Here is a 26,271-nt window from a genome sequence, read left to right as displayed (position 1 = left end):
GCAAAGCGGCTGCCGGCTTGTCTGCCCACCCAGTGAAACAAAGGAAAGTGAATGCTTGAATTGACCGGAGCTGGGGTGCCTTTGTTTGCGTCGGCCATCACGGGGGCCTTCACGATTCTCGGCGCGGTTGTCGCAAGCCTTTTTAGCGCTCGGGCGGCGCGCGCGGAGCGCGCTTCGCAGGCCCAGCAAAGACAGACGGACCTGCGGCTCGCCAAATTAGAGGAGACGTATCTGCTCTTCGAAAAGTGGGAGATGGCCTATGCGAACGTCTATTTGGCTTTCACTCGTTGCTACTACGGAAAGTTGACGGCGCAGCAAGCGATGGACTTGACGAAGCAGTCAGAGGTTTTGCTTCCGGGCGAGTATCAAAGGCTGATGATGTTAATCAACATCCACTTTCCGACCTTAGCCGCCGACCGCGCAAGCGTCGAACAGGCGCGCGCACGCATTACGCCGTTCCTCGACGACCCGGGCAAGTCCGGCAAAAGTGTGTCTGAATTCGAGCAACGGAAGAGAGAGTTCGAAACCGTGTGCCGAGAATTCAAAGGAAAAATCGCTGCTCACGCAGATCGACTAAGCGCCTAAGCGCTGCGTCGCGCGAACAAGCCAATTACTCGAACTCACGATGGCGAGTCGTCTGGCATCGACGCTGCTTTCGCTTCAACCGCGCGAGAAACCGCCTCGAACGCCTTGACTGGGAGTTTGTTGGTCACCAAGCAACCGTTCTTGCCCGCTCTCTTGGCGAACAGGGCAATTGAATTGCTCTGGGATTCTTCGAGCGATCGCCCCTTGGTTGGATTGGCCTCTTTAACATGCCCGAGAGCCCGCGCCTTTGCGGCTTGCGGCGAGCCGGCCGACACAATCATCTCAAGCACATGTGGATGATCTTTGGTCTGCACGTAGACCTTGAATAGCTCTTCTTGCTTAGTGGTGTTCATGCCGCCCTCTCAGGAAAATCCCGCCTCGCTTTCCGCGTTTGGCGCATTGACGCTTTAACGGCATGGCATTGGCGTGACTTGAGGGTCGTGCCGGCCAGCGAAGCTGCGCGTCGCTGACGATGCGGACAGAGCGAGCGCCATGGCGCTCGCTCGCTGCGTGGGCCAGTGAATCGACCCGCTGAGCTTGATTTTGCGCTTTAGGGAGCAGAGCGCCAATGATCCGGATTCCCTTTGCTGGTGACTCGCACGCGAGCAACCAGTGGTTTGTGGCCAGCCGCTTTCGCGGCCGCGATCGCTTCCTCCTGTCGCTTGTAAGTGGTTTGATTGAGCCGCTCGTTGCTCGACAATTCGAGCACATAACCCTCAATCGCTCCTTCCCGGCCCTTCGGGATTGGCTCGACATAGACGTTTGCCATCAACGTTCCTTTTTCTGTTTAGGGAACGCTTAATTTGGCCGAAGAGAAGCCACCTCGCTATAAGGGGAAGCCCGCGATCCCTGCGAACCGACGCGATTGGTTCAGCGATGGTCGCCGGGCTGCAATTGTCCAGGGCATCGCGCAATGGCCGACGCTCTTCCTTGCAGCCAGCCGCCTTCAAGAGCAGCCTCCCTCCACTAATTGATCCATCCAGTCTGGCCAGCGCTGCTTTCGAACGTGCCTTCGGCCGAAGAGCTCAATCTCGAACTCAATGGCGGCCGCCTTGATCGTCGCAGCCCCGGCCGCCGGGTGCCCCACTGGGGGCCTGTCCATTGATTGGACGTGTCGTCGCACAGCCTCCAAAGCGCGCTCCGCCGCGACGGCGATCGGCTCGCCAAGATCAAACGATTCTCGCAAGGCCTCGCGCGTTTGAGGACATTCGGGCAAGCGATGGGTTTTGAGGCATTCTCGATAAAACGCCACCCACGGCGATGCTTCAAGGAGCGCCGCGACTTCCACGAACCCGAAGCCCTGCGCCAGCAGCGCGTGGGCGGCCTTCTGCTCTGCGATCGTCAGGAAATACCGCTGCGCCGCCATCGTCGCCAGAAACTCTTGATATCGCGCCTCCGCGCGATGCTGCTCGCCGCCCATGTTCACTTTCGCTCTCGATTTTGCTCATCCGTGCCCGAGGGCGCAGCCGGCGCTTGGTCTGCGCGCTCCGCCGCCCCTCCGGCGCCCCCGCCTCCGCTCCCGCTCTTAACGGCCCTCTCAGCGATCCCTTGAGCCTTGCCACTCAACAAGTCAGACATCAGCGCGCCCTTCTCAATCCGCGCCTCAAGCCATTCGTTCGCCTCGACCAGGGCGAGCATCCTCACTTGCCGAAGCTGGCGGCAATGCTCATCGAGCACAGGGACGAGCGCGTCCAGCAGCTCGGCGGAGAAACGCCAGTCGCCGCTGTCGCAGCCTCTTTCGATGACCTCGGCGAGCCCCTCTTTCGCCTTGCTCATCGCGACGCCGTCCACTTTGCCGAATCCCTTCTCGGCGACGCGCGCGGCCACGATGGCCGCGTGCGCGAGCGCAAGGGCGGCCTCGTTGTTGGCGTCGCCTTGGCGCGCGCGTTGGAGCGCGGTCCACGAGCGCAGCGAGATGCGGTTCGCCGCGGCCGTGTCGAGCGGCAAAAACAGCGCCTTTTTGTGTCGGGCGCGCTTTGCCAAGCCCGGCTTCACTTTGGCCTTTGAGTCTTTCGGCATCGGCAAGGCCATTTTGTATGATCACGCGTCATTCTCGCACGACGGCGCGGCGGGCAACGCTCGACGGGCGCGGCGAGACGACGCGCCGCTCCTCCGTGAAATCCTTCAAACAATCGTCCGCTCTGAAAGCGTATGCTTAGACGAAACGACTCGGAGCGCGACCATGGCCCAGCCCTATCGCTGGCCGCGACTGTTCAGCGGCCGCCTGACTTTTCAAAGCCCGTCCGAAGGGGTTCGCGATCAGCCCGCGCGCGTCGACTCGCCAAGCCCGTCGCCCCGTGGCGCCGTGTGCGAGCGCGACTCCTGCGCGCTGCAAGAGACGCTGGACATTTTCGACTCTTGGAGCAAACGTTTTCTAGGCGTCTGCCGCATGCATTTGGGCGTGAGCGAAGGCCGGCTCCCCTTCGCCGACGCGATGGATTCCATCGCCGCGTCCCATTGGATTTTGCCGGAGTTGTTCGCGCGGCTGAGCCATTGCGCCGCCGACGGCGCGAGCGTCGGCGCGGCGGGCCAGGCGTTCGCCGAGTTTCGAAATTTGTCGCGCGCAAAACGGGCCGTCGAGCCTTACCTGAATCCCGCTCGCCTTTCGCCGGCCCACGCCAGCGAGCTGAAAGGCGCCATCGCCGATCTCGACGCCGCATGCGCTCGTTTCAGAGAGGCCGTCTGCGGCCGAATCGACCGCGCCCGTTGACGACCACCGGCCGCGCCGATTGGCGAGGCGCGTTTCGTCTAAAGCCGCCTCCGAATGCGGACTCCGCGTCGCCGCGTGGCGCACCGGCACCCGCGTGGCCTCGCTAGGGCCGCTCCGGCTGCTCATTCCTTGCCGTGTGAACGATGCGAGCCCTCCCATGCTGAGAAAGTTGCATGGCCTCACGGCAATCGCTGCTGACTCTTTCGGATTCGGCAAGGCTTAAGAAAATCGTCGCGCGTCCGACATTCAGGAAGCGCGACGTTCGGCGCGCGCTTAAAAAACAAAGGAATTCGCATGTCGTGGCGCGCTTACGCTCTGGAAGATCTCTCTCACAGCAACTTTGGATGGATGCCGATGTTTGACGAAGCGCGCGAACTTGCGCGCAAGGAAAACAGCCCGGAAATCGGCGTCCTTGAAATCGAATATCAATGGGCGCTCGACACCGCTCGCGCGGCTGGATGGAGCGGCGACTTCAAGCAGCGGCCACGCATATTTTCGCTGCCCGAGCGGGACGAGCTGCGGTTTGGCCTTGTTTGGACCCAACCGAAAACTGCAAACACGCCGGAGCGCGCGTTCGTCATTTCGCCGATCGACTTGCCGTGGCTCGGGGAGCCTGACGCGACGCTGGATTGATCCCGGCGGCCATGGACGCCAAGGATTTTGCCCGCGACGGGCGCGCTCTTGATCCGCCCCCTGACTTCGCCATTATCCCTTCAAGTTGCGCACGGCCGCTTCATATCGTGCGGCCAGGGCCTCGGGCGTGTCGTCGGCCTCCGGCCGTCTTGGGCCTGCGCTCTCGTTGCGAGCCTCCGTCGGAGAGCAGCCAAAGCGATCCTTGAAAGCTCGATGGAATGTCGACTCGCTCGAAAAACCACTGGCGTAGGCAATCTCTCCGATTCGCTCCCGCATTCGCATCGGATCCGCCAACCGCCTATACGCCTCGTCAAGCCGTTTGCCGCGAATCGCGTTCGCCACCCCGCCGCGATCAGCGAACAACTCGTAAAGCGAAGTGCGCGAAAGCCGCAAAGACTTGCAAAGCGATTCCACGCCTAGCTCGGGGTCCAGCAAACGACGCTCAATCATCGCCAAAGCGCGAGCGCGGAGCATCGGAGACAAGCGGGCGTCCGGCCGGCTTTCGTCGATCTCCGCAACTTGCGGAAGCAGGCAAGAGGCCAGCAAGCCGATCGTCGCCTCCGCCGCGACGCGCGATTGGTCGGTTGACATGTCCGTCAAAACATTCGCGAGCGCCATGATGTGCGACGACATGAGCGCGCCGACGGGATCGGCTGCCGCGAACGTCGCCCCGTGCAGCCTAGCGCCCTCCGGCATCAGCCGGTCAAGGGCCGCGCGCGGAACGCTCAGCGTGAGCATGGGGGCGTTCACGGCGAAGCCGACGTTCTCCACGCTTGTGTCGCGCACAGCGATCGAATTAAGCGCGACCCGCTGTTGCGCGCCTTCGGATTCCGACGCCAAGCTTCCGCCGAGCAGGCAGTGCACAAGATAGTGCTCAACGCCGCTCGTCGCTATGCGTCGCCGCGTGCGCTTGAACCAAACCTCGTCTTTCGTGAAATGCCTCGTCAGCAACATTCTGCCGTCGAGGCTCCACGTGTGAATCAGGGCTTCGAACTCCGTCTTTGATCGTTGCAACTCGTAGATTGGGCGCAACGCCTCCCTCCACACTTCTTCCGCGTCCATCGGCCCCACGGCTCCGCTGTCAAATCGCAAAGGCTTCGGCATTTCATCGCTTGTTCGTTTTTTTCGCATTCTATGGGCTCGCCGGCGACGGAGCCGGCTCGATGGAGCAAGCGACGCGATTCCGGACGAAATGAGAGGGAACGCCGGACGCAATGAGCGGCGCGACACGCGGGCTTCGAGGAATATCTCGCCCATTGGACAGCGCCGCTTAAAGCGGCAGAACGAGAGAAGGACGGGGGGAGATGACTGTTGAGACAAGTCGCCATGCGCGGTGGCGAAAGATGGTCATGGCCAACGCGCCGATTCGCTCACAAGCGTTTGGCCCGCCGTTTCTTGCCTTTGTCGCCGCCGGTCGCATCGAGCAGTTCGCGGCGCTCGATGGCCGCTTCGCGGTATTGCCTCTCGTCCTTCGCGCGAGCCAGCGACGCCGCGTCCGAGACGATTCGGAGGATCACTCGCCGGTCCTCCCTCGGCAAATCCGCGATCAACAAGCTCAAAGACCGCGCGTCTTCGCCTGCGGCTGCTCGATGCTCGCCGAAGAGCGATCCGATGGGGCAGTCGAACAATTCGGCGAATTGAGAGAGGCGGTGAACGGTCGGGGAGATGGTTCCGGTTTCCAGCCGAGAAATCGTTTGAATCTCGACGCCAACGGCGTTCGCCACGACCGATTGCGTGAGACCCGCGCGCTTGCGCGCGGCCGCAATCGCTCCGCCAATTCGCTTAAGCAGTTCTTCGCTCCCACCGGCCGTTCGCATGCTAGCTCCCTCGTCGCGAAAAAGCGACGCGGGTCTATTTTCTAGGGGATGCCCTGCGCAAAATACACGAGTTACGTTAATCTGTAGTCGCATTACGTTAATTTATAAACATATCAAGACATGCGGGGCGCGCCAGAAACAGCGCAAGCCGCAAACGAGGATCAAATGAAAACTAAAACCTTGGCCTCGGCGGCCGCCTTTGCCCTCTTCCTGGCAGCTTGCGGCGGAGGCGGAGGAAACAGCGGCGGAGCGGCCACGACGCCGACCGGCAGCGGAGCGAACACGGGAGGGGGCGCGAACACCGGCGCGGACACCAACACGAACACAAGCTCAATCTCCCTGTTGACCCCGGCGGGCGCGGGCTCTTTCACGGCGACCGGCGACGTGGTCAACGACTCGCTGGCCTACACAAACGCGATGCGCGCTCAGCTAGGCCTTTCTGCGCTGAAATACGTGCCGGCGGTCGCGCAAGCGGCGACAAGCCATGCGCTGAACATGCAAGCGACCAACAACGTGGGCCACTATGAAGCCGCAGGCCAACCGAACTTCACGGGCGTTTCGCCGAGCGACCGCGTCGCGGCCGCCGGCTACGCGACCAACTCGGTGGGCGAAATCGCCGCGGGTTTCCTGGGGCCGTTCTCGAGCTCGACCGAAGCGATCGACGGCCTCTTCGACGCTCCGTTCCACCGCGCGATTTTCCTGTTTGACACGACGGGCGTGGGCTTCGGCCAAGCGCCGAGCGCCGACATGACGAAGTATTCGACGTTCACGGGCGACTTTGTCGACTACGTCGCTTCGACGCCGGACAACAAGCTGGTCGCTTACCCGTATGACGGCCAGACGAACGTCAAGCCGCAATGGCAAGCCGTGGAAACGCCGAACCCGATCGAAGCGAAGCACCCGAACCTGGTGGGCCAAAACGTCGGTTACCCGGTGACGCTCAGCGCGGCGGGCAACGGCGCGTTCTCGAACGTCGTGTTCACGATCACGGACGCGGCGGGCAACAACGTGCCGTGCGACGAGACGGACAACAGCAACAACGCGGAAGCCACGCGTCTTGCGATGTGCGTTTCGCCGACCGTGCTGGCCAACAACACGACCTACAAGGTCACGGTGACGGGCTCGCTGACGAACACCTCCATCACCACGGCGACGCCGTTCTCGGTGAGCTGGTCGTTCACGACGGGCACGGCGACGGGATCCTCGAACACGTCCGCCACGCCTGCGGTCGCGGCCTCCGCGAAGTCGCAACGGTCGCCGGGCGCAGCCGGCGCGAATCGCTCGCCGGTCTTCAATTGAGGCGCGCCGCAATGAGAGCGCTCTTACTGCTCGCATGCGCAGTCCTCGCCGGCCTCGCCGCGTGCGCGGCGAACACAAGCACCGTGTTCCCGCCGCCCGTTCCCGCCTCGGCGACGGCCGTCCCCGCGCCGGTCCGAGCCGAAGCCCCGACCTTCGCTGTCGGAGAAGAGTGGGAGTTCGACTACCGCAGCGATCTGGACGCCGCTCAAAACGCGCGCTACGCGCAGGCCGTTTCCAGCGTCTCCGCCAGCGAGACCGCGATCTCGCTCTCGGGCGGCCGCTCGGGGTTCGCGCTCATTGACGCGAACACGAACTATCGACGCTCGGGGACAAGTGAATTCGAGCCGAGCGACCAGCGGCTCGAATTCCCATTGTTTGTCGGCAAGAGCTGGACGGCTTCCTATCTTTATCGCAACGGCTCGTGGCGTTCCGAGTGCAAGCGACAGGCCAAAGTCGAGGCCGTCGAGCGCGTGGAGACGCCGGCCGGAATTTTCGAGGCGTTTCGAATCGCGGAGAAGACGCTGTGGCAAAGCGACGAGCTTTACGGCGGCTCGGGCGTCACGCGAGAGACGCTGTGGTATGCGCCCTCGGCAAAGCGAATCGTCAAATCCGAGTTGCGCGACTCACCGATCAAGGGGCCAATTGTTTCGACCCGGCTCCTTCTGCTGAGACACACAACGCCTGCGGCAACGCCTTAAAAACGCGAACTACTTATTTTCAATCAAACATCCCATAAATTAGATATGCAAATCAAACAAAATTATCGCCAGGTCAGCGTCATTCCCCAATCGTCGAAGCGGCCCAAACGACTAAGCTTAGTCGCCGCGCTCGGGATCTCGACGCTTTTGTCGGCCTGCGGCGGCTCGCCCAGCGAAGCCGACGTCAGAGCGGCATTGTCGAAACAAGTCGATGAGGGCCGCGCGCAAGCTGAGCAGATAATGGGCAAGAGCTCTTTTCTTGATCAACGTTTGACTGAGCAAAAGCAAGCAGTGGCCGCGGTGAAACTGATTGGCTGCAAGGCAGACGGCGAAAAAGCCTACCTGTGCGACGTGGAAGGAAAAGCCGGAGCCACGCGCGTGCGAATGCTCAAAGGCTCCGACGGATGGATCGCCGCCGACCCCCAAAAGGGCTAACCCGCATTCTCAACTTGATCTTTGACGGCTTGCAAGGGCGACAGCGCGAGCCGTGCCATAAAAATCTAGGAGCTTCGCATGCAGAGCAGCGCCACACAGTCGGCGTCAGAAAAGCCGAAAACTGTTTTTCAATAGAATCCGGACGAGCGCGCCCGACGCGGGCTGTCTTTCGCTCGCTGGGCGTTGAGTTCGATGTTCGTGATGCTTCTCAGCTTTCCAATCGTCAACATCGTGATCGGCTTCTTCTTGCTCGCGGCGCTTTTCGGCCGAGTAATCGCGATAAGCGCTCAGCGCGGCAAGGACCTTCTTTGGTTGCTGCTTGGAGCGATCTTGTGCATTGCCGGCTGGACACTGCCGTTTCTCCTCGCAGACCGATCAAGCGGGTTCTCCGCTTTCGGCCTCTTCGCCGACGCGGCCGCGAACTGGGCGATCTGCTGGTTTGTGCTGCTTGGGCCGCTCGCGCATCTTGTGTTCATCGAGCGCGCCGACGGCTAGGCCGTTGATCCGGCCTTCGAATTTGCCTATTTCAAAACAAACGCCCTCCGAGAGGGCGTTTGTCTATAATGGCCGCGGGCGCTGCCATGTCTTCATCGCGGTGGCACCCGCTTCCGCGTGGGGCAGTTGCCCTGGAGAACGGAGGTGGCCAATGGACAAACCCAAAGGCAAACTCTGGCTCCGTCGCGCGCTAATGGGAATCTTGTTACTGATTCTCATCTTCGCGACGGCGCCTCCGGCGTTATAGCCGAAAGAGCTGCAAATCGCCCAGTTAGCGGCTGGGCGATTTGCCTCCTCCAACTCCATCTTAGCGCGATTTTTCGACCGCGCAAGCCTGTTTTTTCTTGATTTTCTGACGCGCTGAAATCCTCATTGCCTGCGTTGGCTGGGCTCGGCAACGGATGCGTTTTTTAGCGGACCGGCCCTCGACACGGGCGAAGCGAGCGCCAGCGGCATATGACTTGTCGCATTGCTTAGCGCCTCGTCCAACGCACCCGTGCCACTGCGGCAACTCGTTGAGCTGCGCCCCACAGCCAAAGGAACGGCATGGACCCAATCACGACGAGTCCCAGCATAAACCAGCCGAAATACAGGAGCACGCGAAGCATGGCCAAGACACGCGCCCGGCGACGCGCGCGCTTGCTCGCTTGAGCCCTCTCCTTGAAGAAATCGGGGCGCTCTGCAACAAGTTCGTCAACGCCGACCTCGCGGAGATGCGCAGAGCCGCTTTCGCTGTCATCGTTGACCTCTGGACCGCAGCGGGAATGTGCTGGATCTTCGTAGCCGCAACTCCTGCCCCTGCGTCGCCACGGCGCAATCCGCGATTTGATTTCCATGTCAACTCCTCTGCTCGCGTTTCAATCTTCCTTGGTTGTTTCCTTTTGACGCGCCGGACCTCGGATCGGTCAACGCGCTCGCGCGGCGCCGTCATCGTCATCGAAGCAATCGCCAGCCGCGTTTGCCTCGTCGCGCGTTTTCTCGTGGAAGCGCTCAGACCGTTTGCAGCCGCCGCTTCCGTTGGCGGCGACGGGATATCCACAGCCATTTGTCGCTCGTCCGTGGCCAGATCTTTCGCGAGTGGCGCTTTTATCGGTGGCGCTTTCGCCGGCTGCGCCGTCTCTCAAGGCGCTCGCTTTCGCTGTCCCGCCCATTTCGGCCGCAGCGGCCCCCAAGCCGGCGGCCTTGAGATCGTCAAGCGCGTCGGCGTTGACAAGGAAGGATTCGTCCACGTCCGATTCTCCAAGCGTCCAGGGCGCGGCGACATGGGCCGGGCGCGCTGACTCCCACCGAATCCGCGGATATACAAGCTCGTAGACGTCGCCCCCCGTCGCCAAGAGCAGCGTGACGCTTTCTTCGTCGGTCGCGGGCCCCAATCGCGACGCGAGCTCAGAGGGCGAGTAAAGCGGCACGCTTTCGCGAGAAAACGAGCTTGTCTGCGTCGCGCTGGCCCCGCCGCTCGACGAGGAAACATTCAGCCGCTCGTGCTCCCGCGCGCCGAGCGCCTTGCAGATTTTCTCCGCCGTCTCGCCAGGCGACATCTGTCCCACCACGTGAGTGGCGCACATGCCCATCAACGCCCGAACAAAATGTTCGCCGTGAATTTCTTCGATTTGCGCGAAGTCCTGGCACGCGACAACGCAGCGAACTCCGCGCGATCGACCCACCTCGAACAAATCGCGCGCTGGAATCTTCCCCATCTTCGCGAACTCGTCCGCGATGAACCACAGCTTGCGACTCTCGTCGTCTTCCAATTCGACGCTGTTCACGACGGACGAGACGACGCCGATCACGGCCTCGAGATAGCTCTTGGTCAGCTCGGAATATGCGCCGTTTCCCTGCAAAATTATTTGTTTGTGGCGTCGTCCGCGCCCCGATGTCCAGCGGCGGAAACTGACGCGCCGCTCAGCGGGCAAGCCGCCCCAGGCTCTCGCCAAGTCAATGATGGGCGAGCAAAACGCCGAAAGATTGATCAAGATGCCTTGAGTCGTCACCGATGCGCGCTCCACTGCGCGAACGGCCTCCGGATGCCAGCGGCGCATGATCGCGAGCAATTCAGGCTGCGAGAGCGCCACCAAGTCGCTTAGCTCCCGCCATCCCCAGTCGTATTTTTTCGTGCCGCGCAAATAAACGAGCAAGCCGACCAGAAGTTGCCGGGACGCGTTCGACCACATCGGATCAGAGCTTTCGCGCACCATGGCGGCGGCGAATCGGCGCATTTCCAACACGTTTCTCACGTCGCGCGCGACATCCCACACAAGCGATCGGCTGTCCCAAGGCGCGAGAATTTCCGGCGCCGAAAACGCAGCAGTGAAATCGCCTTTGGGGTCGAACAGCAGCATCGGCTCGCCCGCCGCAATCACGCCCTCGATCAGCGGCTTGATGAATGTCGATTTGCCCGCGCCGGACCCGCCGACGACTAGCACGTGGCGCGTCCACATGCTCGCGGGCCACGGCACGTCCGGCGCGATGGGATGGTCAGGGCGACGCGTGTTTTGCTTCCGAAACGTCTTTTTTAGGCGACGGACGGCGGCGGCCCCTTCAAAACGGGCCGGGCCGCGCAAAAACAGAAGTCCGTCTCGCGGCGTCAGGGCTCGCCGTGCGGTGAAGAAGCCGGGCGCGCAAGCGATGACGCTTGCCAACGCGACGCGCCACTCGATCGCAAGCCGCCCCTCGAGGCCGATCGCGCTCCAATGCGCGGCGTAAATCTTGGCGCTGTGCGCGAACAGCGAAGGCGCCGCCTCATGGGTCGCCAGTTTGGCCCAAAACAAAACGTGCTCGCTGAGCTCGCCCCTCGGCGCGGGCAGCAACGGCAAATCCCGCCACAGCGCGGCAAGCGCGATGCCGCCCGCAATGCCGCCCTCCAATGCGGCCAAGCGCAGCCACCTCGCCCAATCCAACCGTTTCACGCTTGGCGGCGTTCCTTTCGATCCTGCTCGAATGTCGCTCATCTCGATCCTCCTCATTGGCTGAATGCGATCAACGAGAGAAATTCGGATGTCCTGCCGCGCGCCCCTTATCACACACCGCTCATCCAAGAGTTTCTCCAAAACCTCGGGCTTTCCCGCATTCCCCTGTGGCGCCTGCCAAGTCAAGGACAGCCCGTCCTCGAACAACGCAACAACACCGGAGAGCTTTTATGCCCAAAGCAAGAAAACACGCGAACGCCAAAGAAATCGAGGAAGCGATCAAAAAACTAAGCAAGGAAAAAATTGAGGAGCTGCGCCTTTATGGTTTTCGTTTTCTGGCTGGGTCTGGTTTCGACGATCCTCTCGATCTTCTTCATGAAGCCATCACGCGAACGGCCGACGGCCAACGCAAATGGCCGCGGGACGTCGAGTTTCATTCTTATCTGGCCCAGAGCATGAGAAGCATCGCCAGTTCGGAGCGCGTGGGCTATCACTATCGGCAGCGCGCTGACCAGGAGGTCGATTGGGTGGGAGAGCCCGTGGGTGACCCTGCTTTCCAGTCGTCCACAGAGCGCCTGCTCTCGTTGCGCCAAGACGTTGCGAAGGCGGCCGTTGCGATGGCCGCCGTCCGGTCGGCGATAGAGAACGACGCGGTCGCAAACGCCGTCCTCGACGAGGCGCTTGCCGGATCGACGCCCGAAGAGGCGCGCAAAAACCACGGCATCAGCGAAAAAGACTTCGACGCGGCTAGGCATCGAGTGGGGCGCCGGATCCGCGACGCGCTTCAACGTCACTTTCCCGAACACGCGGAGGCCGTGATGGCCGCGTCAAGAGCCTCGGGGCATATGAAGACAAGGAAGAAGGGCTCATTGCGATAACGTTGCGCCCAAGCGAAAAAGCCGCGAGTTCAATGCTCGCGGCTTTTTCGCTGTCCGTCCAAACTATCCGTGGCGTTGACCTCGCATGCGCGCGAGAACGCCCGCCACAATGTCGTCGCGAATCTCCTTTGGGCTGCTCCGTGGACGATCAAAGTCGACAACTTTGTCTTCTCCGGGCAGAGCGCGCTCGCATTGCGGAGCGCCAGCGACCGCGGCGTTGCCCTCCTCCTCTAAGATCGCGCAAGCTGGTGGAATGCGGCTAGGCTGGCAATACCAGTCCACAAGGTCGTCGAATTTCACGACTGGCATTGAACCGAGCGCGCGAACAGGAAGGAAAAACGATCCTCGCCGGATCGCCGCGTAAATCGTCGGCTGCGATATGCCCAGCACCCTGGCAAGAACTGCGACCCGCACGAACGCGGACGTTATGCCAAAGTCGCTCGCAAGCATTTGCTTGGTGTTTTCTCGATCGACGCTAAACCGGCTAAGTTCATCTTCTTGTGAATATTCAGAACCGGCGTGCGGAACAACTTCTCTTTTCTGCATGAGGCCTCCTGGCAATGCGCACAACGCGCTTTACCTATGCTGTTCACGCAGCGTTTTCGGATGCCCATGATTTTACTTTTTGCATTCAATAGGCATTTTTTTATTCCGGCGTTTTAAAGATTTTATTTGCCTTTCGTCGGAATTAGTCGCTGCAGCGCGCTGCAGCGACTGATTTTCCTCGTTGCCATTGTTGCCAAAAAAAGCTAAATCACCGGATTTATCGGGCGAAAAAGCCGTTGCATGAGGTCGATTTGTGTTTTTTGTGTTGGTAATAATGCTTTATGGTGCTCCCGCCCAGAGTCGAACGCTCCAATCTCCATTTTCTCGCCTCCTTGCGGGCCTTGCGCGGCGGGACTTTCCGCGAGATACGACTCTCCGCCAGCGCAGCGCTGCAGTCAGATCGAAAGATCGCTGCAGCGGGCGCGGCCCGCTGTTCATCCGAACGGCGGCTCTCGATCGCATTAGCGAATAGACCCAAGAGGAACACCATGGCAACAATCATCGAAAGAAAGCGAAAAGACCGTCCTTCGTCGTGGCAAGTCATTGTCCGCGTCAAGGGCATCCCCGCGACGACGCGCACCTTCGACAGCAAAGCAGAGGCGGAGTGGTTTTCGTTGGAAACAGAGAAAGAATTCAGAATTCGAGCGGAAAAAGAAAATTCGCCCGAAGCCACGCAGACTTTAGAGGACTTCAAGCAAGAGAACTTGAAAGACTTGCTTCGTCGTTTTCTGAAAAGCACGCGGGCGATCGACCGCCACAAACGCGTGCTGCCCACAGTGATTCGCAATCTGAACTCGACGGACAAGATCGAAAATGTTCGGCAAGGTTGGATGGACCGATATGTCGATAAAATGCGCGCGCAGAAAACGCGCGTTGGCAGGCAATTCACTTACGACACCATCGTGACGCAAATCAACATCCTGCTTTTGGCGATTCGCTGGTGGGCGGTCAAATGCGACGTCGACTACCCGAACATCGTTTTCAGCACCAAGAACTTGCCGGTCAAATGGCAGAGCAAGCGAGAGCGACGACTCTCTCCGGAAGAGGAGCGGCTTCTCTTTGCCCGGCTTCGGCGGCTGAACACGCCTCGACGGTCTCACTGGCGTCTTCTTGTCCGCTTGGCTATCGAGACGGCGGCGCGCCTGCAAGAGCTGCTGCTCGCCGAATGGCGCGAGTTCGATCTGCGACCGACGCACCGGACGTGGAAGGTCCCGGCTGGGCACACGAAAACGGACACGCCGCGCTCCATTCCGTTGACGAAACGGGCGGTGAAGATCTTGAAGTTCCTCCAACGCATCCGCTCGCGCGAATCGAGCCTGGTGTTCCACCCGTTCACGAACAAATCGCGCGAGGGAAAGATGGAGACGCGTTGCGGCTCTGCTTCCGGCTTTTTTCATCGCATTTCTCAAGAAGCTGGCCTCGTGGATTTCAGGTTTCACGATCTGCGCCACGAAGGCGTTGCGCGATTCATCGTGAACAATCCGAGAATGCCAATGCTCGCGTCGATGCAGGCCTTCGGCCACGCGTCAATGGCGATGACGCATCGCTACGCCCAACTGCGGGCCAATGAGCACGTGCTTCTCATGGACAAGTGACGCCGCCAAAACGACAATGCGCCCCGCCGACGGGGCGCATTGCCTCTCTTCTCCCAAGCCCTTCGCCGCCGCTCCCCGCCATGCTCTCTCTTGCCAAAATAAATTCGGAGCGGCGCCAAGCGCGCTCGGCCGCGACCGGCGACGGTTATCTCTTTTACCTTCAAAGCCCGTCGACGCGAGAGCGAAGCGAATTCTCTGATTACCTGCGCAGCTCAGCGGAGCTGGGCCACCCTCTTCCGTTTTGGACGGGCAACGGAGCTCGCCTCCTTGGATTGGGCGACACGCCGGAGCCCGAGCATGTCGAGCGCTTGGCGCGCGGCTTCCACCCGCTCACCGGAGAGCCGCTGGTTCAAGGAGCGGGGCCGGGGCACGTGATGGGATTGGACATGACCTTCTCCGCTCCGAAGGACGTGTCCGCCGCTTTCGCCGCCGCTGACCCGCAAACTCAAAGCGAAATCGTCGCCGCGTTGAAGGCCGCCTCGATCGCGGCCTTGCGCTACGCCGAGTCGGGAGCGCTCACGCGGCACGAGAAAGGCGGCCGCGTCCAGCGCGAAGCGGACGCCACTCTCGCGGCGTGCCACGTCCATTTCGCCAGCCGCTGCATGGACCCTCAGCTCCATGTTCACGGTTTTTTGCTGAACGTCGGCAAACGCCAGCGGTCGAGCGAATGGAGCGCGTTGGAGCTGCGCCCCCAGTTCGAGCGAAAGCTCGCGACGGGAGCCATTTTTCGCGCGGAGCTTGCCTGGCGAATGCGCGAGCTTGGTTTCTCGGTTGTGCCCGACGGGCCTTACTTCAAACTCGCCGGCGTTTCGGAGGCGCAACGCGAAGCGCTCTCGACGCGAAGCCGCCAAATTCGCGAGCATCTGGACCAACATTCGGCCGGCGATCACACCGCCGCCGCAAAGGGGCTCGCAGCGCTCAACACGCGCGCGGGCAAAGCGGAGCCCCCTTTGCCCGAACTGCTCCAAAGCTTCAAAAAGCAAGCGGAGCGCGTCGGCCTCGACGCCGAGGCGGTGGCTCGCATGCGCTCGGGTCTCGCGCCGCTCGCGGTCCTTGCGAGGGCCAACATGGCTGACGCAAAGCGCAAAAGCGCAGCGCCCAACGAGCTTCGCCAATGCTCGTCCGTGACGGAGTCATTGGCCGCCGACAACAACGCCTCGTTCGCCATCGATCGCGAAGAGCTGCTCGGCGAGCTAATGTCCGGGAAATCTTGCGCCACTCGCCAAGAGGCGCTCGCGGCGATATGCGCTCGCGCGATGGGCAGATGGCCTGCCGCGAGATGCCTCGAAGAGCTCGACAGCTTGATGGCTTCCGACTCTGTGGCGAGGCTGGGCGCGACTGCCAGCCTGACCGAGATCTTCGCCTCCAAAGAGCGGCAAGCCCTTGAGGCGACCATCGATTTGCGCGTGAGCCAAGGGGAAGGAAATCGTGATCACGCGATTGACCCGGCGCTTGTCGACCAGGAGTTCAACGCGCTCGAAGGCGCTCTGCGCGAACAACTTGGTGTGCCAGTTTCTCTGGATCAACAACGCGCCGCGGCGCGCCACGTCGCTTGCGAGACCGGCCGGCACGCGTTCGTGGTCGGTTGGGCTGGAACCGGTAAAACGACGATGCTTCGCGCAGCGACACGCGCTTATGTGGCGGCGGGATTTTCGGTGATGGGCTGCTGCGCCTCGGCCTCGGCAGCGCGCAATCTCGCGAAAGAAACCGGCGCGAAATCTCGAACGTTGGCAAGCTTGCTGCTCGCGGCGCGCTCCGGCCGAACGCCCCTCAATCGGCGCTCAATCGTGGTCTTGGACGAAGCCGGGATGGTTGGCTCCCCCGAGTTCTCCGCATTGCAAGATGTTGTCTTGGCGGCCGGCGCCAAGCTCGTCTGCGTCGGCGATCCCAAGCAATTGCAGCCGATTGAGGGCGGCGGCATATTCGCCTCGCTGCTTCGCCTGCACGAAGGAGCCGAAATATCAAGGATTCAGCGACAAAAAACCGCCTTCGAACCGCTCGTCGAGTGGCTTGCCGATCAATCGAGAGCCGGCCAAAGCATCACGAAGGAGCAAATCGCAACGCTGCGCGATGCGCCGGAAGACGCGCGCGTTGCCGCAGCGGAGAAGCTGTGCGCGAGCTCGCCAAAACTCGCGCGCGGTTTCGCCCGCTGGCGTGATCGGTTTGACCATGAATGGCTTCGCGAAGCCGTCTCGGAAATCGCCCAGGGCGCAGCGCTCTCAGCGTTGCGACTGCTCGACCAGCGCGGTCGGCTTCATATTCACGGAGTGGGCGCTCAGCCAACCGGCAACGAAGTCGAAGCAACCGTCGGCGTCGACGCAAGCGGCCAAGTCGCGGCCACGCCGGCCATGCGAGGGGCGGTCGAACGCTGGGCGGCTGACCGGACGCAATTGCCGGCAAAGATCATGATCGCCGCCACTCGCGCGGAAGTCGCCGCGCTGAACGCGATGGCGCGGGCCACGCTCACCGAGCAGCGCCTTGTCAAAGATGAATTGGGCGTCGACGTCCTCGTCAATGTCCGTGAAGCGGAGCCGCAGAGCAAACGCTTTGCGCCAGGCGACCGCATCGTCTTCACGAAAAATGATCGAGCGCTCGGCGTGACGAATGGCGTCGTTGGAACCATCGTTGCAGTGAATGTTGGAGGAGAGCTCGGCAAGGTTGAGCCCGAGCTGCTCGTCGAACTCGACGCCGCCAACGTCGCGAGCGGTGAAGGGAAAGGGCTTGTCGCTGTGCCCGCGTCGTTCGGTTGGCTGGATCACTCCTACTGCCTGACAAATTTCAAGAGCCAAGGGCAAACGGTTGACAGCGCGCACGTCGTCGTCAACCCGGCCGCCGTGGATCGCGAGTGGTCGTATGTCGCCGCAAGCCGCTCGCGCTTTGCGACCACGCTCTATGTCGACGCGGCAGCCGTCGGGGCGTTCGATCCCGATTCGCACTTGGCTGCCGCGCAAGCCAATCAGCAAGGCGCGCTTAGCCGTGAGCAGATCGTCGAAGCGCTTGCGCGCCGCATGAGCAAAAGTCGAGCGAAAGGAACGACGCTCGATTTCCGGGACGCAACATTGACGGAGGCCGACGGCCCGCGAAAACCCGAGCCCCACTCGCGACCGTATCCTCCGCCGATGAAAAGTCCGGCTGAAACAACGTCCTTAGAGAGAGCCGGCGGCCAAGCGCCGATGCTTCGCGGCGCGAACGCCGTGGCGCGTCCGATATCCACCGATCGCCGCCCTCCTGAGCACAAACCTGTCACAGTGGCGCCTCTCTCCGCCAACGCGCGCAGAAGACTTCAGCGGCTTATGGGCGCGAAGCCACGCCGAAGGCGCGACCGGGAGCGCGACGGCAGCCAGCATTTGCGCCAATAGTCGCCGAGAAAACGCAGTTCGCAGAGATGCGTGGCTCTCGAGCCGCTCTTAGTAGGTCACGTTACGCCGAGCGGCGCCCCCGAGATCGCCGCATGAAGACGGAGGAGAAATGTCAAGCGAGCCAACACCGGGCAATCGATGGAACCAACGACAAGTCAGCTTCTGGCTGACGCCGAAGAGGAAGGAAAAGCTGCAAGCGCTAGTTGCGGCGTCGCCTGGCATCGCCACTCCGACTGACGCGATTGACCGGGCCATCGAACTGGCGTCCACGCCGATTTTCGTTCCGGCGAGCGAGATCGATGCGGCGCGCGAGATGCGCGAGTCCCGAACAGAAACGCTGTCTGCGATGGACCTAATGGAGCGCCGCCTTCATTCCGCCGTGGCCGCTTGCCGTGAAAGCAGCGAGCAGAGCGCTCGCAAAATTCTTGCTGATGTCGAGCGCGCTGGCGTGATTGCCGAAGAGATGCGAGGAATGATGGCCGACGCCGCGGCGAATGGTTTCGGCGACGCAACTGATGACCAGGAACGCGAAAGTTCGCCTATATCGCTCAAAGATTGGCTGGACGCGGCGTCTGCAATGCCGGACGGAATCAGGCGCAAATCCATTCAAGCGCGCGCCGTTTGGCAAGCTAAAACGCGCGCTTCGGGCCCATTCGTCTCAATGGACTTTAGCTGCCAACTTGTCGCGGCGTCCAATGCCGAAAAACGACAAATGCCCGCGCCCGCGCTTGTCCGCGTCGAACTTATTGAGTGGGACGATCCAATCTCACGGCTCGATTCGTTCGACACGCACTTGTTTCTGTGCAACCTATTGCCGGGCGGATCATGGCAAGTGGCCGCGCGCTCGCTCGACAAGGAGGGGAAAACAAAAACGGTCGTCGGTTCGTTTCTCGCTTGACGACAGCGCGCTTGCCCCACGTTTTTGCGCGTTCGCGCACCCGATGGTTTTTCACCTGTCAAGGGTGCGTCAGGTGTATAGCAAAAAAAGAGATCGAAAAGACCGACGAGTCAATAAAGCCGACGACTCACATTAGAGCGGCCGCTGCGCGAGCTTCGAGCAAACTTGCGATCGTCTCCCGATTGTTCCTCGCCGCCGCCTGCGCGAGCTGGCGCAATGCCCCGAGCGATTCCGCGTGATTTCGCAAGAGCCTCGCCGCCTCCGCCGCGCCGGACCGCTGGCCGCTCGCGTCCGCGTCTTGGACGACCGACTCAAGTTTTTCCGCCGCCCGCGCGCACTCGCGAAGGGCTGCGGACGCTGATTGAAACCGCGGCAAAACGAGGCGTTTGACCGCCTCTTCCAACTTCCCCGCGCGCTGCGCGCTGGGCGAAGAGCGCTCCTTGGCCGCTCGAAGCGCCGCGAGCGCTTCGTTCCGCAGATCCTCTATTTTCAGCTCCGCCGCGCGAAGCTCGCGCGCGGATTGCTCCGCGAACGCCCGGGCGCCGCGCAGCTCGGCGAGCAGCGCCGGCGGATCAAAGTTCGACTCGTTCATGTTCGTTGAATGCTTTTCGATGGCTCGGGCATGGAGGAAGCGCGCGCATTCCTTGAGTGTCGGCAAGCGCGGCGGCTTCTTTAATCGAGGCGACTCGACTCGCGCGTCTTTGCGCTCGCCTTGCGCGTTTGAGCGTTGGCTCTAGTCGCCGACTCGGGTGCGAAAACACACTTTCTCGCGGGCGCGTTTCGCGAGAGCATTGAGAGCGCGCCGCGGGGATTTTTTGGCGCCAGAAATTTCACCGACCAATTAAAAAGAAAAGAGAGAACCATGTGCTCCACTGCTTTTCGGCGCGCCGCAGCCCGCCTGCTTCGGCGCGCTCGTCCTTTGAGCCAAGAACACGCGGCCGAGCCGGCGCCAGGAATGAAGTCTTGGCCTCAGGCTGGGAGCGTCTCCGACCAAGCGGCTTCGTCGATCGAATACCGCGAAGCGCGCCACGGCTTTTTGATTCGCGTCTCGCCCAACAAAGCCGGCTCGTTCTCTCTTTTTGTCGAAGGCGGCCGCGCCAGCGAAGCGGTGGGCCTTGAAAACCGGCTAGCCGCCGCGGGCTGCTCCGGCGCGCAAAAGTTTCAAACCTTCGGCGCGGCGATCGAGGCCGTGGAGGCGGCCAAGGGCGCGATCGACGAATTGGTCGCGAGCCGCGACGCCTAAGCTTTTTCCTGCGCAAGCCTTTCGCCGACGGCGCTTGCGTCTCCCCTATGCGTCGCGGACCCCGCGCTGCGCAAACATTTTCTGTGGCGCGCCCGACAAAATCGAGACACAATGCGGCCCAGTTGTTGCGATCTGAGCCCATCTTGCCGAGCGATCCCCGAGCGGCCCGAAAGAGAAATCGCCATGGACGCGCAGGTGAAAGTGATCGGCCGCTTTGAAAGGTGGTCAAGCGAAACTCGCCCCGCGATCGACAGGCGTCGCGTGCTGGTGGTCGACGATTATGAAGACATCGCCGAAAGCCTCGTGGCCGTCTTGGAGCTCAAATGTTTCGAGGCGCGCAGCGCGTTCAACGGAGAGCAAGCGCTGCGGCTCTTCGAGTCGTGGCGGCCCCACGTCGTCATCTTGGACATCTCCCTGCCCGACGTGCACGGAATTGAAATCGGCCGGCGCATGCGCTCGCTTCTTCGCCATGACGCGGCTCTGATCGCCCACACAGCCTTGGACGCGTCGGAAATTCGCGCGGAAGCGATTTCCGTCGGCTTCGACGCCTTCGCCGGCAAGCCGATCTCGCCGCCCGAGCTGGTCGCCATCATTGATCTCGTTTGTCCCGACGCCCGAGAATGGGCCAAGGCGCGCCGAGGGTGGAAGCAAGCCGCTGTGGCCGGAAAATAACCGTGGCGCTCCACTCGGAGTCCGCGCGGCTGGGCGAGACGCGAAACGCTTAGGCTCGCGAGACGGGCATCGAGAACACGAAAATCGTGGACCCGTCTTTTGAGTCCACGCGGATGGAGCCGCCATGCCGAGTCGCGATGTGTTCGACGATGAACAGCCCGAGCCCCAAGCCGTCTGGGCGCTTCGCGCCTTTGGGCCGCCAGAACGGCTCGAAAATTCGCTCGCGCGTCTCCTGGTCCAACTCTGCGCCCTCGTTCGCGACGCGAATTTCAAGCTCCGATTCGCTTGTTTCGGCGACGATCGAAACAGGGCGATCTCTGGCGCCGTGCGTCAGAGCGTTGTCCAGCAAATTGCCGAGAAGCTGCTGCAATCGCGTCGGGTCGCAGTCAATTGCGCGAGCAATGCGGATTTGGCTGTCGATCTGTTGGCCGGGACGCGCCTCCCTGACTTCTTCGACGACCTGCGAAAGCCGCTCGGCGAGATCCGGGCAGCTTTGCCAGCGCATCGTGATTCCGCCGCCGAGCCGAGCCCGCGCCAAATCCAGCACGCCGTCGATTAGCGAAGCCATGCGCGCGACAGCGGCCAAGAGAATTTTCGCGATCCGGGGCAAGTTCGCGCGCTCGGGCGCGATCGAGAGAGTCTCGCCCAAGGCGCGCACGGTGGACAACGGAGTGCGCAGATCATGCGCGAGGACGGCGACAAAGCGCTCCCGCTGCTCGGCGGCGGCCGCCTCGTTGCCCAACCTCGCCTCCGCTTCCGCGCTGCGCCGCGATTGCGCGATCAAAAGAGCCGCGAGCTCCGCGAAGACTCCCGCCGCGTCGCGAAGCCCGGCGTCGGCGACCGAATCTGCGCGAGAGGCCACAAGGCACAGGTTGCCGAAAAAGCTTCCGTCGCGCAGCGTGATGGGCTGGCGCAGCCGAAGCGCGCCGTTTTCCGGCGGCGGCGGGTCGATCGCAGGCTCGCCGAGCTCGCGCATCCACGCGTTCTCGGGCTGCTCCAAGCTCTGCCCGGCGGCGAAAGAAGATTCTTGGCGGCCCCGAGCGGCGATTGCGCGCCAGGGCCCGCTTGCGGGCGAAGCGACGACGGCCGCGAGCGCCTGCGGCATCCGGCGGAAGATGGCGTCGACAAGCTGCGCGAGCGCGTCCGTCTCCGCTTCAATAGCGGGGTCCTTGGGCGGCCCTTCGCCCGGCGCGTTCTTGTTTTTCATTGGAAGATTCGCGAGATTGCGCGTGGGGCTGGGCCTTGGCTGGCTCGCCGCTTGCGCTCAGCCGCGATGCTACCGCGACTTTGGTCGGCGCGAAAGCTGTCCAAGAGAACCGGCGCGACGTCGACTTTTTGTCGCGACGTCGCCGCCAGCCCAAAACGCATTGCGGCTCGCGCCGATAGCCGCAAACACCGTAACCGTCATGCCCAAATCGAAATCGCGCAAGCCCATCCGCAGCGTCGCGAAGGCGGCGAGACACAAAAAGGTTCTCTACCTTCCGCTCGACCGCGACTCGGTCGCGCAAATCGCTGTTCAAGTCAGGATGGCCTTGGAAGTCGCGCGCGCCGGCCAAGGCGACGCGGCCACGTTGCGATGCCTGGCGCAGGCCGTCGCCCTGACGGGCCTCATCGCCGCAGCCGGCCATGGCGAGATCGAAGAGGAGGCGCTTCTCGCCGCCGAAGACGCGCTTTCCGGCGTGCTAGCGGCAGGCAATCTTAGTGGCTGGGGATTGGACGCGGAGAAATTCGCCTGCGCGACAACCGTGATAAACGAGCATGATCGCCAGTTGCGCGAGACGCGACTCGACGTCGTGGCTCGGGCGTTCGAGCGAATAGAGCGACGGCTTGGTTCTGGACTTACGCTTGCCGAACTGTTCTCGCTGCGCCGTCAAGCGTAGAAGGGCTGCAAGCCCGCGAGGACGCGCATTTCTGCGCGGCCAGACATGCTAAAGGCGGCGCCACATCGCTCTCCCCTGCGGCCAGCGGACAATTTGAGCACGACAGCTTGGTCCCTTGCGCGACGCAACCGCCGACGGCGGCAGCCGGAGCGGCATTGTCGTGCAAGCGATCCAATCCTTCACATGACAATTGCGGCTGGCGAAGCCGGAAATTCCTCGATCCAGCTCGGGCGTGGGGCCTCGGCTCACTCGCTCTCGCCCGCTCGATTGTCCGCCGCGATGGCCTCCAAGGTGGTGACAAGGCTCAGCAGCGACTCCGAGTGATGCCGCTGCAAGTGCGCGTGAATCGTTTCGTTTCGCAGCAAGCGGGCCACAAAGCTTTTTGCGACAACCAAAGAAATCATGGTGTCGCCAATCTCCTCCTCCACCACATGGCAGTCTTGGCGCAGCCGCTCCATTTCCGCTTCCAGCTTGGCGAGGTCTTCCGCGGATATCGCGCCTTTTTTCTTCGGCTTGGCGCCGTCCACGAGCCCATCGGCCCGCGTGGTGGCCAATATCATCTCCGCGTAAGTCGACGTGAACTTGTTTGCCGCCAGCATCATTTCAGCCGCCTCGATCTGCCGGAACGGCTTCATCTTTTTGAGAAGGGTGAATATTTTCGGGATCACCTGTTGGTTCTTTAAAAGCGAGGCAGCCTCGGGCGCGATTCCGTCCAGCAAGGAGGCGCGCTCTCGGATTTTGCTCACGTCCATTCGAAGCGCCTCGGCGATTCGCCGCTCCGAGGCCCCCTTGGCAAGCGCCGCGCGGATCATCCGGTGCTCTTGAACCGCCGACAAGCGAGTGATGTGGCGGTTGAACGTGAAGCCCTCGTCGTCAGTCGAGACCATGCAGGGCGCCGTGGCGCGCCCGAGTTGCTTCAACGCCTCCAAGCGGAGGCGCCCGTCCAAAAGGTCGAAGTTGCCGGGGCTGCGAGACGAGGGGAACACCGCCAGGGGCTCGATGACCCCAAGCTCGGCCACGGACCCGACAATCGTTCGGAACTTGGTGCTGTTGAGCGCGTGGCGGGCGAGCTTCGCGCCGGACAAGATCTTTTCTATCGGAATCTCGACCACCTTCTTCTCAAACCCATGCTTCACGTTGCTCATGGCATCAACTCCATTGGAATGCGCGAGGCGACGGCCTCTGGAACATCGTTGACGCCCTCTGCGCGCAGGAGCGTTCTAAAGTGTTCGTCCTCCAAGCACTTTCTCAAAGCGGATGTGATGATGAGCAGCCGCTCGCCCTGCAAGTTGGCGTTGCGCACGATGTATCGCTGACGGGTCACCTCGTTCTTGTAAGTGCGCAAGAGGTTTTGCGGCGTCGGCTTGTCGCGCGTCTGGGATCGGCCATGCAGCTTCTTTCCCACCGCCTCGCGCTTGGTGAGAATCCGCCTCACGCGCAGCAGCTGTTCGCCGGTCAGCGTCTTGTTTTCGTAGGCGGCGACCATCGCCGCCTGGGTCTCCTCGCCGGAGGCGCGAGCGACTTCTATGGCGAGCCACAGCGGCATGACGCGCATTTCGACCGCTTGGATCAACCGCTGCTCGCCTTTGTCCAGCAGTTGCAAGATGCCGTTGATGTAAGCGTCGTCGAGGTTGGTCTTCTTGGCGATCTCCGTGGTCGAGTAGCCCTTGTCTCGCAGAGCGCGCAGCCCGCTGAGCAGCTCCTCGGTCGAATGCCGGCGACGAGCGATGTTCTCGGCCAGCGTGATCAGATACCGATCGACTTGGCTGGCCTCGACGACGCAGCAGGGAATGGCCGTTTCGCCGAGCGCTTTGAGCGCCTCGAGCCGCCCTTGCCCGCACAAGACTTCGTGCCACTCGCCGTCGGCGTCGTGCCCGCCGCGGGCGACCGTGATGGGTCGCTTGAGGCCGACCGAGGCAATGCTCTCGACGAGCTGCGAGAAAAAATAGGGGTTGCGGGTTCGAGGATTCAGCACTCGCAGCCGCTCGACGGGAATCAAGGTGATCTCTTCGTCGCGCGACAGGCCCGCCACTACGCGGTTTGCTCGGTCATTCATAGCGAATCCTCCTGAGGGCCGTGCGGCGCGCGAGGCGAGACAGGCCCCCAAGGTCGTCGCAACGGTAGGCTTCGATGGCAAAGTGATTGTGGTCGCCGAGCCGCACCAAGCTTGTGGAGGCGTCGATCGCCGGCAACAAGTAGTAGTCGCGGATCGACTTCGCGTCCGGCTCCATGCGCACGGCGACCGTGATGTCGGGGCTCAAGGCGTTGTCGAAACGGACCACCCAACGATTGTGGCCGCTTGGCGTGCGCTGGCATCGAGACAGCGCGAGCGAGACTTTGAGCTCTTCGTTGACCAGCAACAGTCCCGTCGCGGCGTCGCGCTCGACTCGCGCGCCGACCCCGCGCATGGCCGCCTCGGCTTGCGAGACGATCTCCGGATGCAGCGCGCGCAGCGCCCGGTTGATCTCCACGTATTGGTAATTGCGCAGCGGCGAGTAGCCGATCAGGCTGTAAGTTCGCAACAAGCTTCCAAAGCGGCTCGCGTAGGCGCTGCTTGACGGGCAGCCGGACGCCTCGTCGATGACGATCCCGGAAAGATACCCGCGCCGCGAAAGCACCCCGCGAAGCGCGTTCAGCATGTCGTTGTCCGTCATACGGCAGGACCGCGCCAAGATGATTTGCCGAGCCGCCGCGAAGGTGATTCGATCAACAATCGCGGCGAACGCGCCTTCCTTGCGCACCCACGCGGCGGGCGGGTTGCTCACTCGCTGCTGTTTGAGTTTGAACGACACGCGGTTCCACACGTTGTCGCCGGCGTATTTGTCGTTCACCAAAATCTGATGGACGGTTCCCCGCGTCCACGGGCGCCCAAGGTCGGTCGCGACGCCGCGCTCGTTGAGCTGTCCTGCGATCTCCGCCTCGCTTCTCCCCTCGTCGACGAAGGCGCGGTAGATGCCTCGCACCATCTCCACCTCCTCGGCGGGGCCCAACGTCAGGATCACGCGTTGGCTTTGCAACGACTTGCGATCGCCGCGGGATAACTCGCCTTTGACAGCGCCGGATTCGTCAATTAATGTTCGACGCAAGCCGTAGCCGGCCGGGCCGCCCTGGCGTCGACCCATCCGTATTTGGCGCGATTGGCCGGCGTGCACTTTGACGCTGAGCTCGCGGCTGTATTCGCCCGCCATGCTTCTTTTGACGGCCTTGATGATGCTCGACACCGGCGTGCCGTCGTTCTCGAATTGCTCGGCGCAGTAGAGCACCTTGACGCCCGCTTTCTTGCATCGGATTTCGCAAATCGCGCTCTCGTCCGGATCTTGGAACCGGCCCCAGCGGCTGACGTCGTAGACGAGGACGGCCGAGTAATCGGCTTTCCCCGACTCGACGTCCCTCAGCAATTGTTGCAGTGAATCGCGGCCGTCGAGAAGGAGCCCGCTTTTCCCCTCGTCGGCATACACGCGAACGATTTGAAGTCCGCGCGTCTCGGCGAACGCGCGAATGACGTCGAGTTGGTTATGCGTCGAGTATTGCTGCAAGTCGGTCGACATGCGCACATACGCCGCCGCCCGCCCTTCGCGGCTCGCGGTTTGGCTTTCGATTGCGCGCGTCGATCTTGCCACGA

The 26,271-nt window shown here is 62.2% G+C and carries 28 protein-coding genes; 14 read left to right on the top strand and 14 right to left on the bottom strand.

Going from position 1 to position 26,271, the window contains the following annotated elements:
• Positions 1-51 precede the first annotated feature (51 nt).
• Positions 52-585, top strand: coding sequence for a hypothetical protein (locus LDZ28_RS02295; RefSeq protein ID WP_244827129.1), 534 nt, complete (start codon positions 52-54; stop codon positions 583-585).
• Positions 586-620: 35 nt separating this feature from the next.
• Here LDZ28_RS02295 and LDZ28_RS02290 read toward each other — a convergent pair whose 3' ends face one another.
• The 4 genes from LDZ28_RS02290 to LDZ28_RS02275 all read right to left on the bottom strand — a co-directional run bounded on the left by LDZ28_RS02290 (position 621) and on the right by LDZ28_RS02275 (position 2,604).
• A complete protein-coding gene (locus LDZ28_RS02290; RefSeq protein WP_244827128.1) occupies positions 621-938 on the bottom strand; it encodes a hypothetical protein in 318 nt (105 codons plus the stop codon).
• A 197-nt stretch (positions 939-1,135) separates the two neighbouring features.
• Complete coding sequence (locus LDZ28_RS02285) at positions 1,136-1,354, bottom strand: hypothetical protein (RefSeq protein ID WP_244827127.1); 219 nt, start codon at positions 1,352-1,354, stop codon at positions 1,136-1,138.
• Positions 1,355-1,531: 177 nt separating this feature from the next.
• Complete coding sequence (locus tag LDZ28_RS02280; protein ID WP_244827126.1) at positions 1,532-2,011, bottom strand: hypothetical protein; 480 nt, start codon at positions 2,009-2,011, stop codon at positions 1,532-1,534.
• Complete coding sequence (locus tag LDZ28_RS02275) at positions 2,008-2,604, bottom strand: hypothetical protein (RefSeq protein WP_244827125.1); 597 nt, start codon at positions 2,602-2,604, stop codon at positions 2,008-2,010. Before LDZ28_RS02275 ends, LDZ28_RS02280 begins: the two co-directional genes overlap by 4 nt.
• A gap of 163 nt (positions 2,605-2,767) precedes the next feature.
• Here LDZ28_RS02275 and LDZ28_RS02270 point away from each other — a divergent pair, with 163 nt between their 5' ends.
• Both LDZ28_RS02270 and LDZ28_RS02265 read left to right on the top strand, forming a co-directional pair.
• Positions 2,768-3,295: a hypothetical protein gene (locus tag LDZ28_RS02270; protein WP_244827124.1), complete on the top strand. Its 528-nt coding sequence runs from the start codon at positions 2,768-2,770 to the stop codon at positions 3,293-3,295.
• A 354-nt stretch (positions 3,296-3,649) separates the two neighbouring features.
• On the top strand, positions 3,650-3,928 hold the full coding sequence (locus tag LDZ28_RS02265; RefSeq protein ID WP_244827123.1) for a hypothetical protein: 279 nt from the start codon (positions 3,650-3,652) through the stop codon (positions 3,926-3,928).
• 72 nt (positions 3,929-4,000) lie between these two features.
• Here LDZ28_RS02265 and LDZ28_RS02260 read toward each other — a convergent pair whose 3' ends face one another.
• The gene (locus LDZ28_RS02260) at positions 4,001-4,990 is read right to left on the bottom strand and encodes a helix-turn-helix domain-containing protein (protein ID WP_244827122.1); all 990 of its coding nucleotides are present in this window, start codon (positions 4,988-4,990) and stop codon (positions 4,001-4,003) included.
• Positions 4,991-5,298: 308 nt separating this feature from the next.
• The gene (locus LDZ28_RS02255; RefSeq protein WP_244827121.1) at positions 5,299-5,652 is read right to left on the bottom strand and encodes a helix-turn-helix transcriptional regulator; all 354 of its coding nucleotides are present in this window, start codon (positions 5,650-5,652) and stop codon (positions 5,299-5,301) included.
• Positions 5,653-5,910: 258 nt separating this feature from the next.
• Here LDZ28_RS02255 and LDZ28_RS02250 point away from each other — a divergent pair, with 258 nt between their 5' ends.
• From LDZ28_RS02250 to LDZ28_RS02235, 4 genes are all read left to right on the top strand, one after another.
• A complete protein-coding gene (locus LDZ28_RS02250; RefSeq protein WP_244827120.1) occupies positions 5,911-7,044 on the top strand; it encodes a CAP domain-containing protein in 1,134 nt (377 codons plus the stop codon).
• An 83-nt stretch (positions 7,045-7,127) separates the two neighbouring features.
• The gene (locus LDZ28_RS02245; RefSeq protein WP_244827119.1) at positions 7,128-7,742 is read left to right on the top strand and encodes a hypothetical protein; all 615 of its coding nucleotides are present in this window, start codon (positions 7,128-7,130) and stop codon (positions 7,740-7,742) included.
• Positions 7,743-7,787: 45 nt separating this feature from the next.
• Positions 7,788-8,177 (top strand): hypothetical protein, encoded by a 390-nt coding sequence (locus tag LDZ28_RS02240; protein ID WP_244827118.1) that lies wholly within the window; start codon positions 7,788-7,790, stop codon positions 8,175-8,177.
• Between the two features lie 201 nt (positions 8,178-8,378).
• Positions 8,379-8,672 (top strand): hypothetical protein, encoded by a 294-nt coding sequence (locus tag LDZ28_RS02235; protein WP_244827117.1) that lies wholly within the window; start codon positions 8,379-8,381, stop codon positions 8,670-8,672.
• A gap of 473 nt (positions 8,673-9,145) precedes the next feature.
• Here the strand turns inward: LDZ28_RS02235 and LDZ28_RS02230 are convergent, their stop codons facing one another.
• Both LDZ28_RS02230 and LDZ28_RS02225 read right to left on the bottom strand, forming a co-directional pair.
• Positions 9,146-9,508, bottom strand: coding sequence for a hypothetical protein (locus LDZ28_RS02230; protein ID WP_244827116.1), 363 nt, complete (start codon positions 9,506-9,508; stop codon positions 9,146-9,148).
• Positions 9,509-9,577: 69 nt separating this feature from the next.
• The gene (locus LDZ28_RS02225) at positions 9,578-11,620 is read right to left on the bottom strand and encodes a type IV secretion system DNA-binding domain-containing protein (protein ID WP_244827115.1); all 2,043 of its coding nucleotides are present in this window, start codon (positions 11,618-11,620) and stop codon (positions 9,578-9,580) included.
• 188 nt (positions 11,621-11,808) lie between these two features.
• Between LDZ28_RS02225 and LDZ28_RS02220 the strand changes: the two genes are divergently transcribed.
• Positions 11,809-12,456, top strand: coding sequence for a hypothetical protein (locus LDZ28_RS02220; RefSeq protein WP_244827114.1), 648 nt, complete (start codon positions 11,809-11,811; stop codon positions 12,454-12,456).
• Positions 12,457-12,519: 63 nt separating this feature from the next.
• Here LDZ28_RS02220 and LDZ28_RS02215 read toward each other — a convergent pair whose 3' ends face one another.
• Entirely contained in the window at positions 12,520-13,002 is a 483-nt protein-coding gene (locus LDZ28_RS02215) for an AlpA family transcriptional regulator (protein WP_244827113.1), read from the bottom strand.
• A gap of 488 nt (positions 13,003-13,490) precedes the next feature.
• On the opposite strand from LDZ28_RS02215, the gene LDZ28_RS02210 reads away from it, so the two are divergent.
• The 3 genes from LDZ28_RS02210 to LDZ28_RS02200 all read left to right on the top strand — a co-directional run bounded on the left by LDZ28_RS02210 (position 13,491) and on the right by LDZ28_RS02200 (position 18,854).
• Positions 13,491-14,597: a site-specific integrase gene (locus LDZ28_RS02210; RefSeq protein ID WP_244827112.1), complete on the top strand. Its 1,107-nt coding sequence runs from the start codon at positions 13,491-13,493 to the stop codon at positions 14,595-14,597.
• 80 nt (positions 14,598-14,677) lie between these two features.
• Positions 14,678-17,956, top strand: coding sequence for a MobF family relaxase (gene mobF / locus LDZ28_RS02205; RefSeq protein WP_244827111.1), 3,279 nt, complete (start codon positions 14,678-14,680; stop codon positions 17,954-17,956).
• A 109-nt stretch (positions 17,957-18,065) separates the two neighbouring features.
• Entirely contained in the window at positions 18,066-18,854 is a 789-nt protein-coding gene (locus tag LDZ28_RS02200; RefSeq protein WP_244827110.1) for a hypothetical protein, read from the top strand.
• A gap of 127 nt (positions 18,855-18,981) precedes the next feature.
• On the opposite strand, the gene LDZ28_RS02195 is transcribed toward LDZ28_RS02200, so the two are convergent.
• A complete protein-coding gene (locus LDZ28_RS02195; RefSeq protein ID WP_244827109.1) occupies positions 18,982-19,512 on the bottom strand; it encodes a hypothetical protein in 531 nt (176 codons plus the stop codon).
• Between the two features lie 261 nt (positions 19,513-19,773).
• Between LDZ28_RS02195 and LDZ28_RS02190 the strand changes: the two genes are divergently transcribed.
• Together LDZ28_RS02190 and LDZ28_RS02185 are read left to right on the top strand one after the other, a co-directional pair.
• Positions 19,774-20,097, top strand: a complete 324-nt coding sequence (locus LDZ28_RS02190; RefSeq protein ID WP_244827108.1) for a hypothetical protein — start codon at positions 19,774-19,776, stop codon at positions 20,095-20,097.
• Positions 20,098-20,280: 183 nt separating this feature from the next.
• Entirely contained in the window at positions 20,281-20,769 is a 489-nt protein-coding gene (locus tag LDZ28_RS02185) for a PleD family two-component system response regulator (RefSeq protein ID WP_244827107.1), read from the top strand.
• 49 nt (positions 20,770-20,818) lie between these two features.
• On the opposite strand, the gene LDZ28_RS02180 is transcribed toward LDZ28_RS02185, so the two are convergent.
• Positions 20,819-21,976, bottom strand: coding sequence for a HAMP domain-containing sensor histidine kinase (locus tag LDZ28_RS02180; protein WP_244827106.1), 1,158 nt, complete (start codon positions 21,974-21,976; stop codon positions 20,819-20,821).
• A 199-nt stretch (positions 21,977-22,175) separates the two neighbouring features.
• Between LDZ28_RS02180 and LDZ28_RS02175 the strand changes: the two genes are divergently transcribed.
• Positions 22,176-22,649 (top strand): hypothetical protein, encoded by a 474-nt coding sequence (locus LDZ28_RS02175; RefSeq protein WP_244827105.1) that lies wholly within the window; start codon positions 22,176-22,178, stop codon positions 22,647-22,649.
• A 245-nt stretch (positions 22,650-22,894) separates the two neighbouring features.
• Here the strand turns inward: LDZ28_RS02175 and LDZ28_RS02170 are convergent, their stop codons facing one another.
• The 3 genes from LDZ28_RS02170 to LDZ28_RS02160 are packed head-to-tail and all read right to left on the bottom strand — an operon-like array spanning position 22,895 to position 26,197.
• The gene (locus LDZ28_RS02170; RefSeq protein WP_244827104.1) at positions 22,895-23,794 is read right to left on the bottom strand and encodes a plasmid partitioning protein RepB C-terminal domain-containing protein; all 900 of its coding nucleotides are present in this window, start codon (positions 23,792-23,794) and stop codon (positions 22,895-22,897) included.
• Entirely contained in the window at positions 23,791-24,705 is a 915-nt protein-coding gene (locus LDZ28_RS02165; RefSeq protein WP_244827103.1) for a ParB/RepB/Spo0J family partition protein, read from the bottom strand. Before LDZ28_RS02165 ends, LDZ28_RS02170 begins: the two co-directional genes overlap by 4 nt.
• Positions 24,698-26,197: a recombinase family protein gene (locus tag LDZ28_RS02160; protein ID WP_244827963.1), complete on the bottom strand. Its 1,500-nt coding sequence runs from the start codon at positions 26,195-26,197 to the stop codon at positions 24,698-24,700. Before LDZ28_RS02160 ends, LDZ28_RS02165 begins: the two co-directional genes overlap by 8 nt.
• Positions 26,198-26,271 lie beyond the last annotated feature (74 nt).

The organism is Caballeronia sp. TF1N1, assembly GCF_022878925.1.
Classification (GTDB): Bacteria; Pseudomonadota; Gammaproteobacteria; order Burkholderiales; family Burkholderiaceae; genus Caballeronia.
This window is presented reverse-complemented; position numbering and strand designations above follow the sequence as displayed.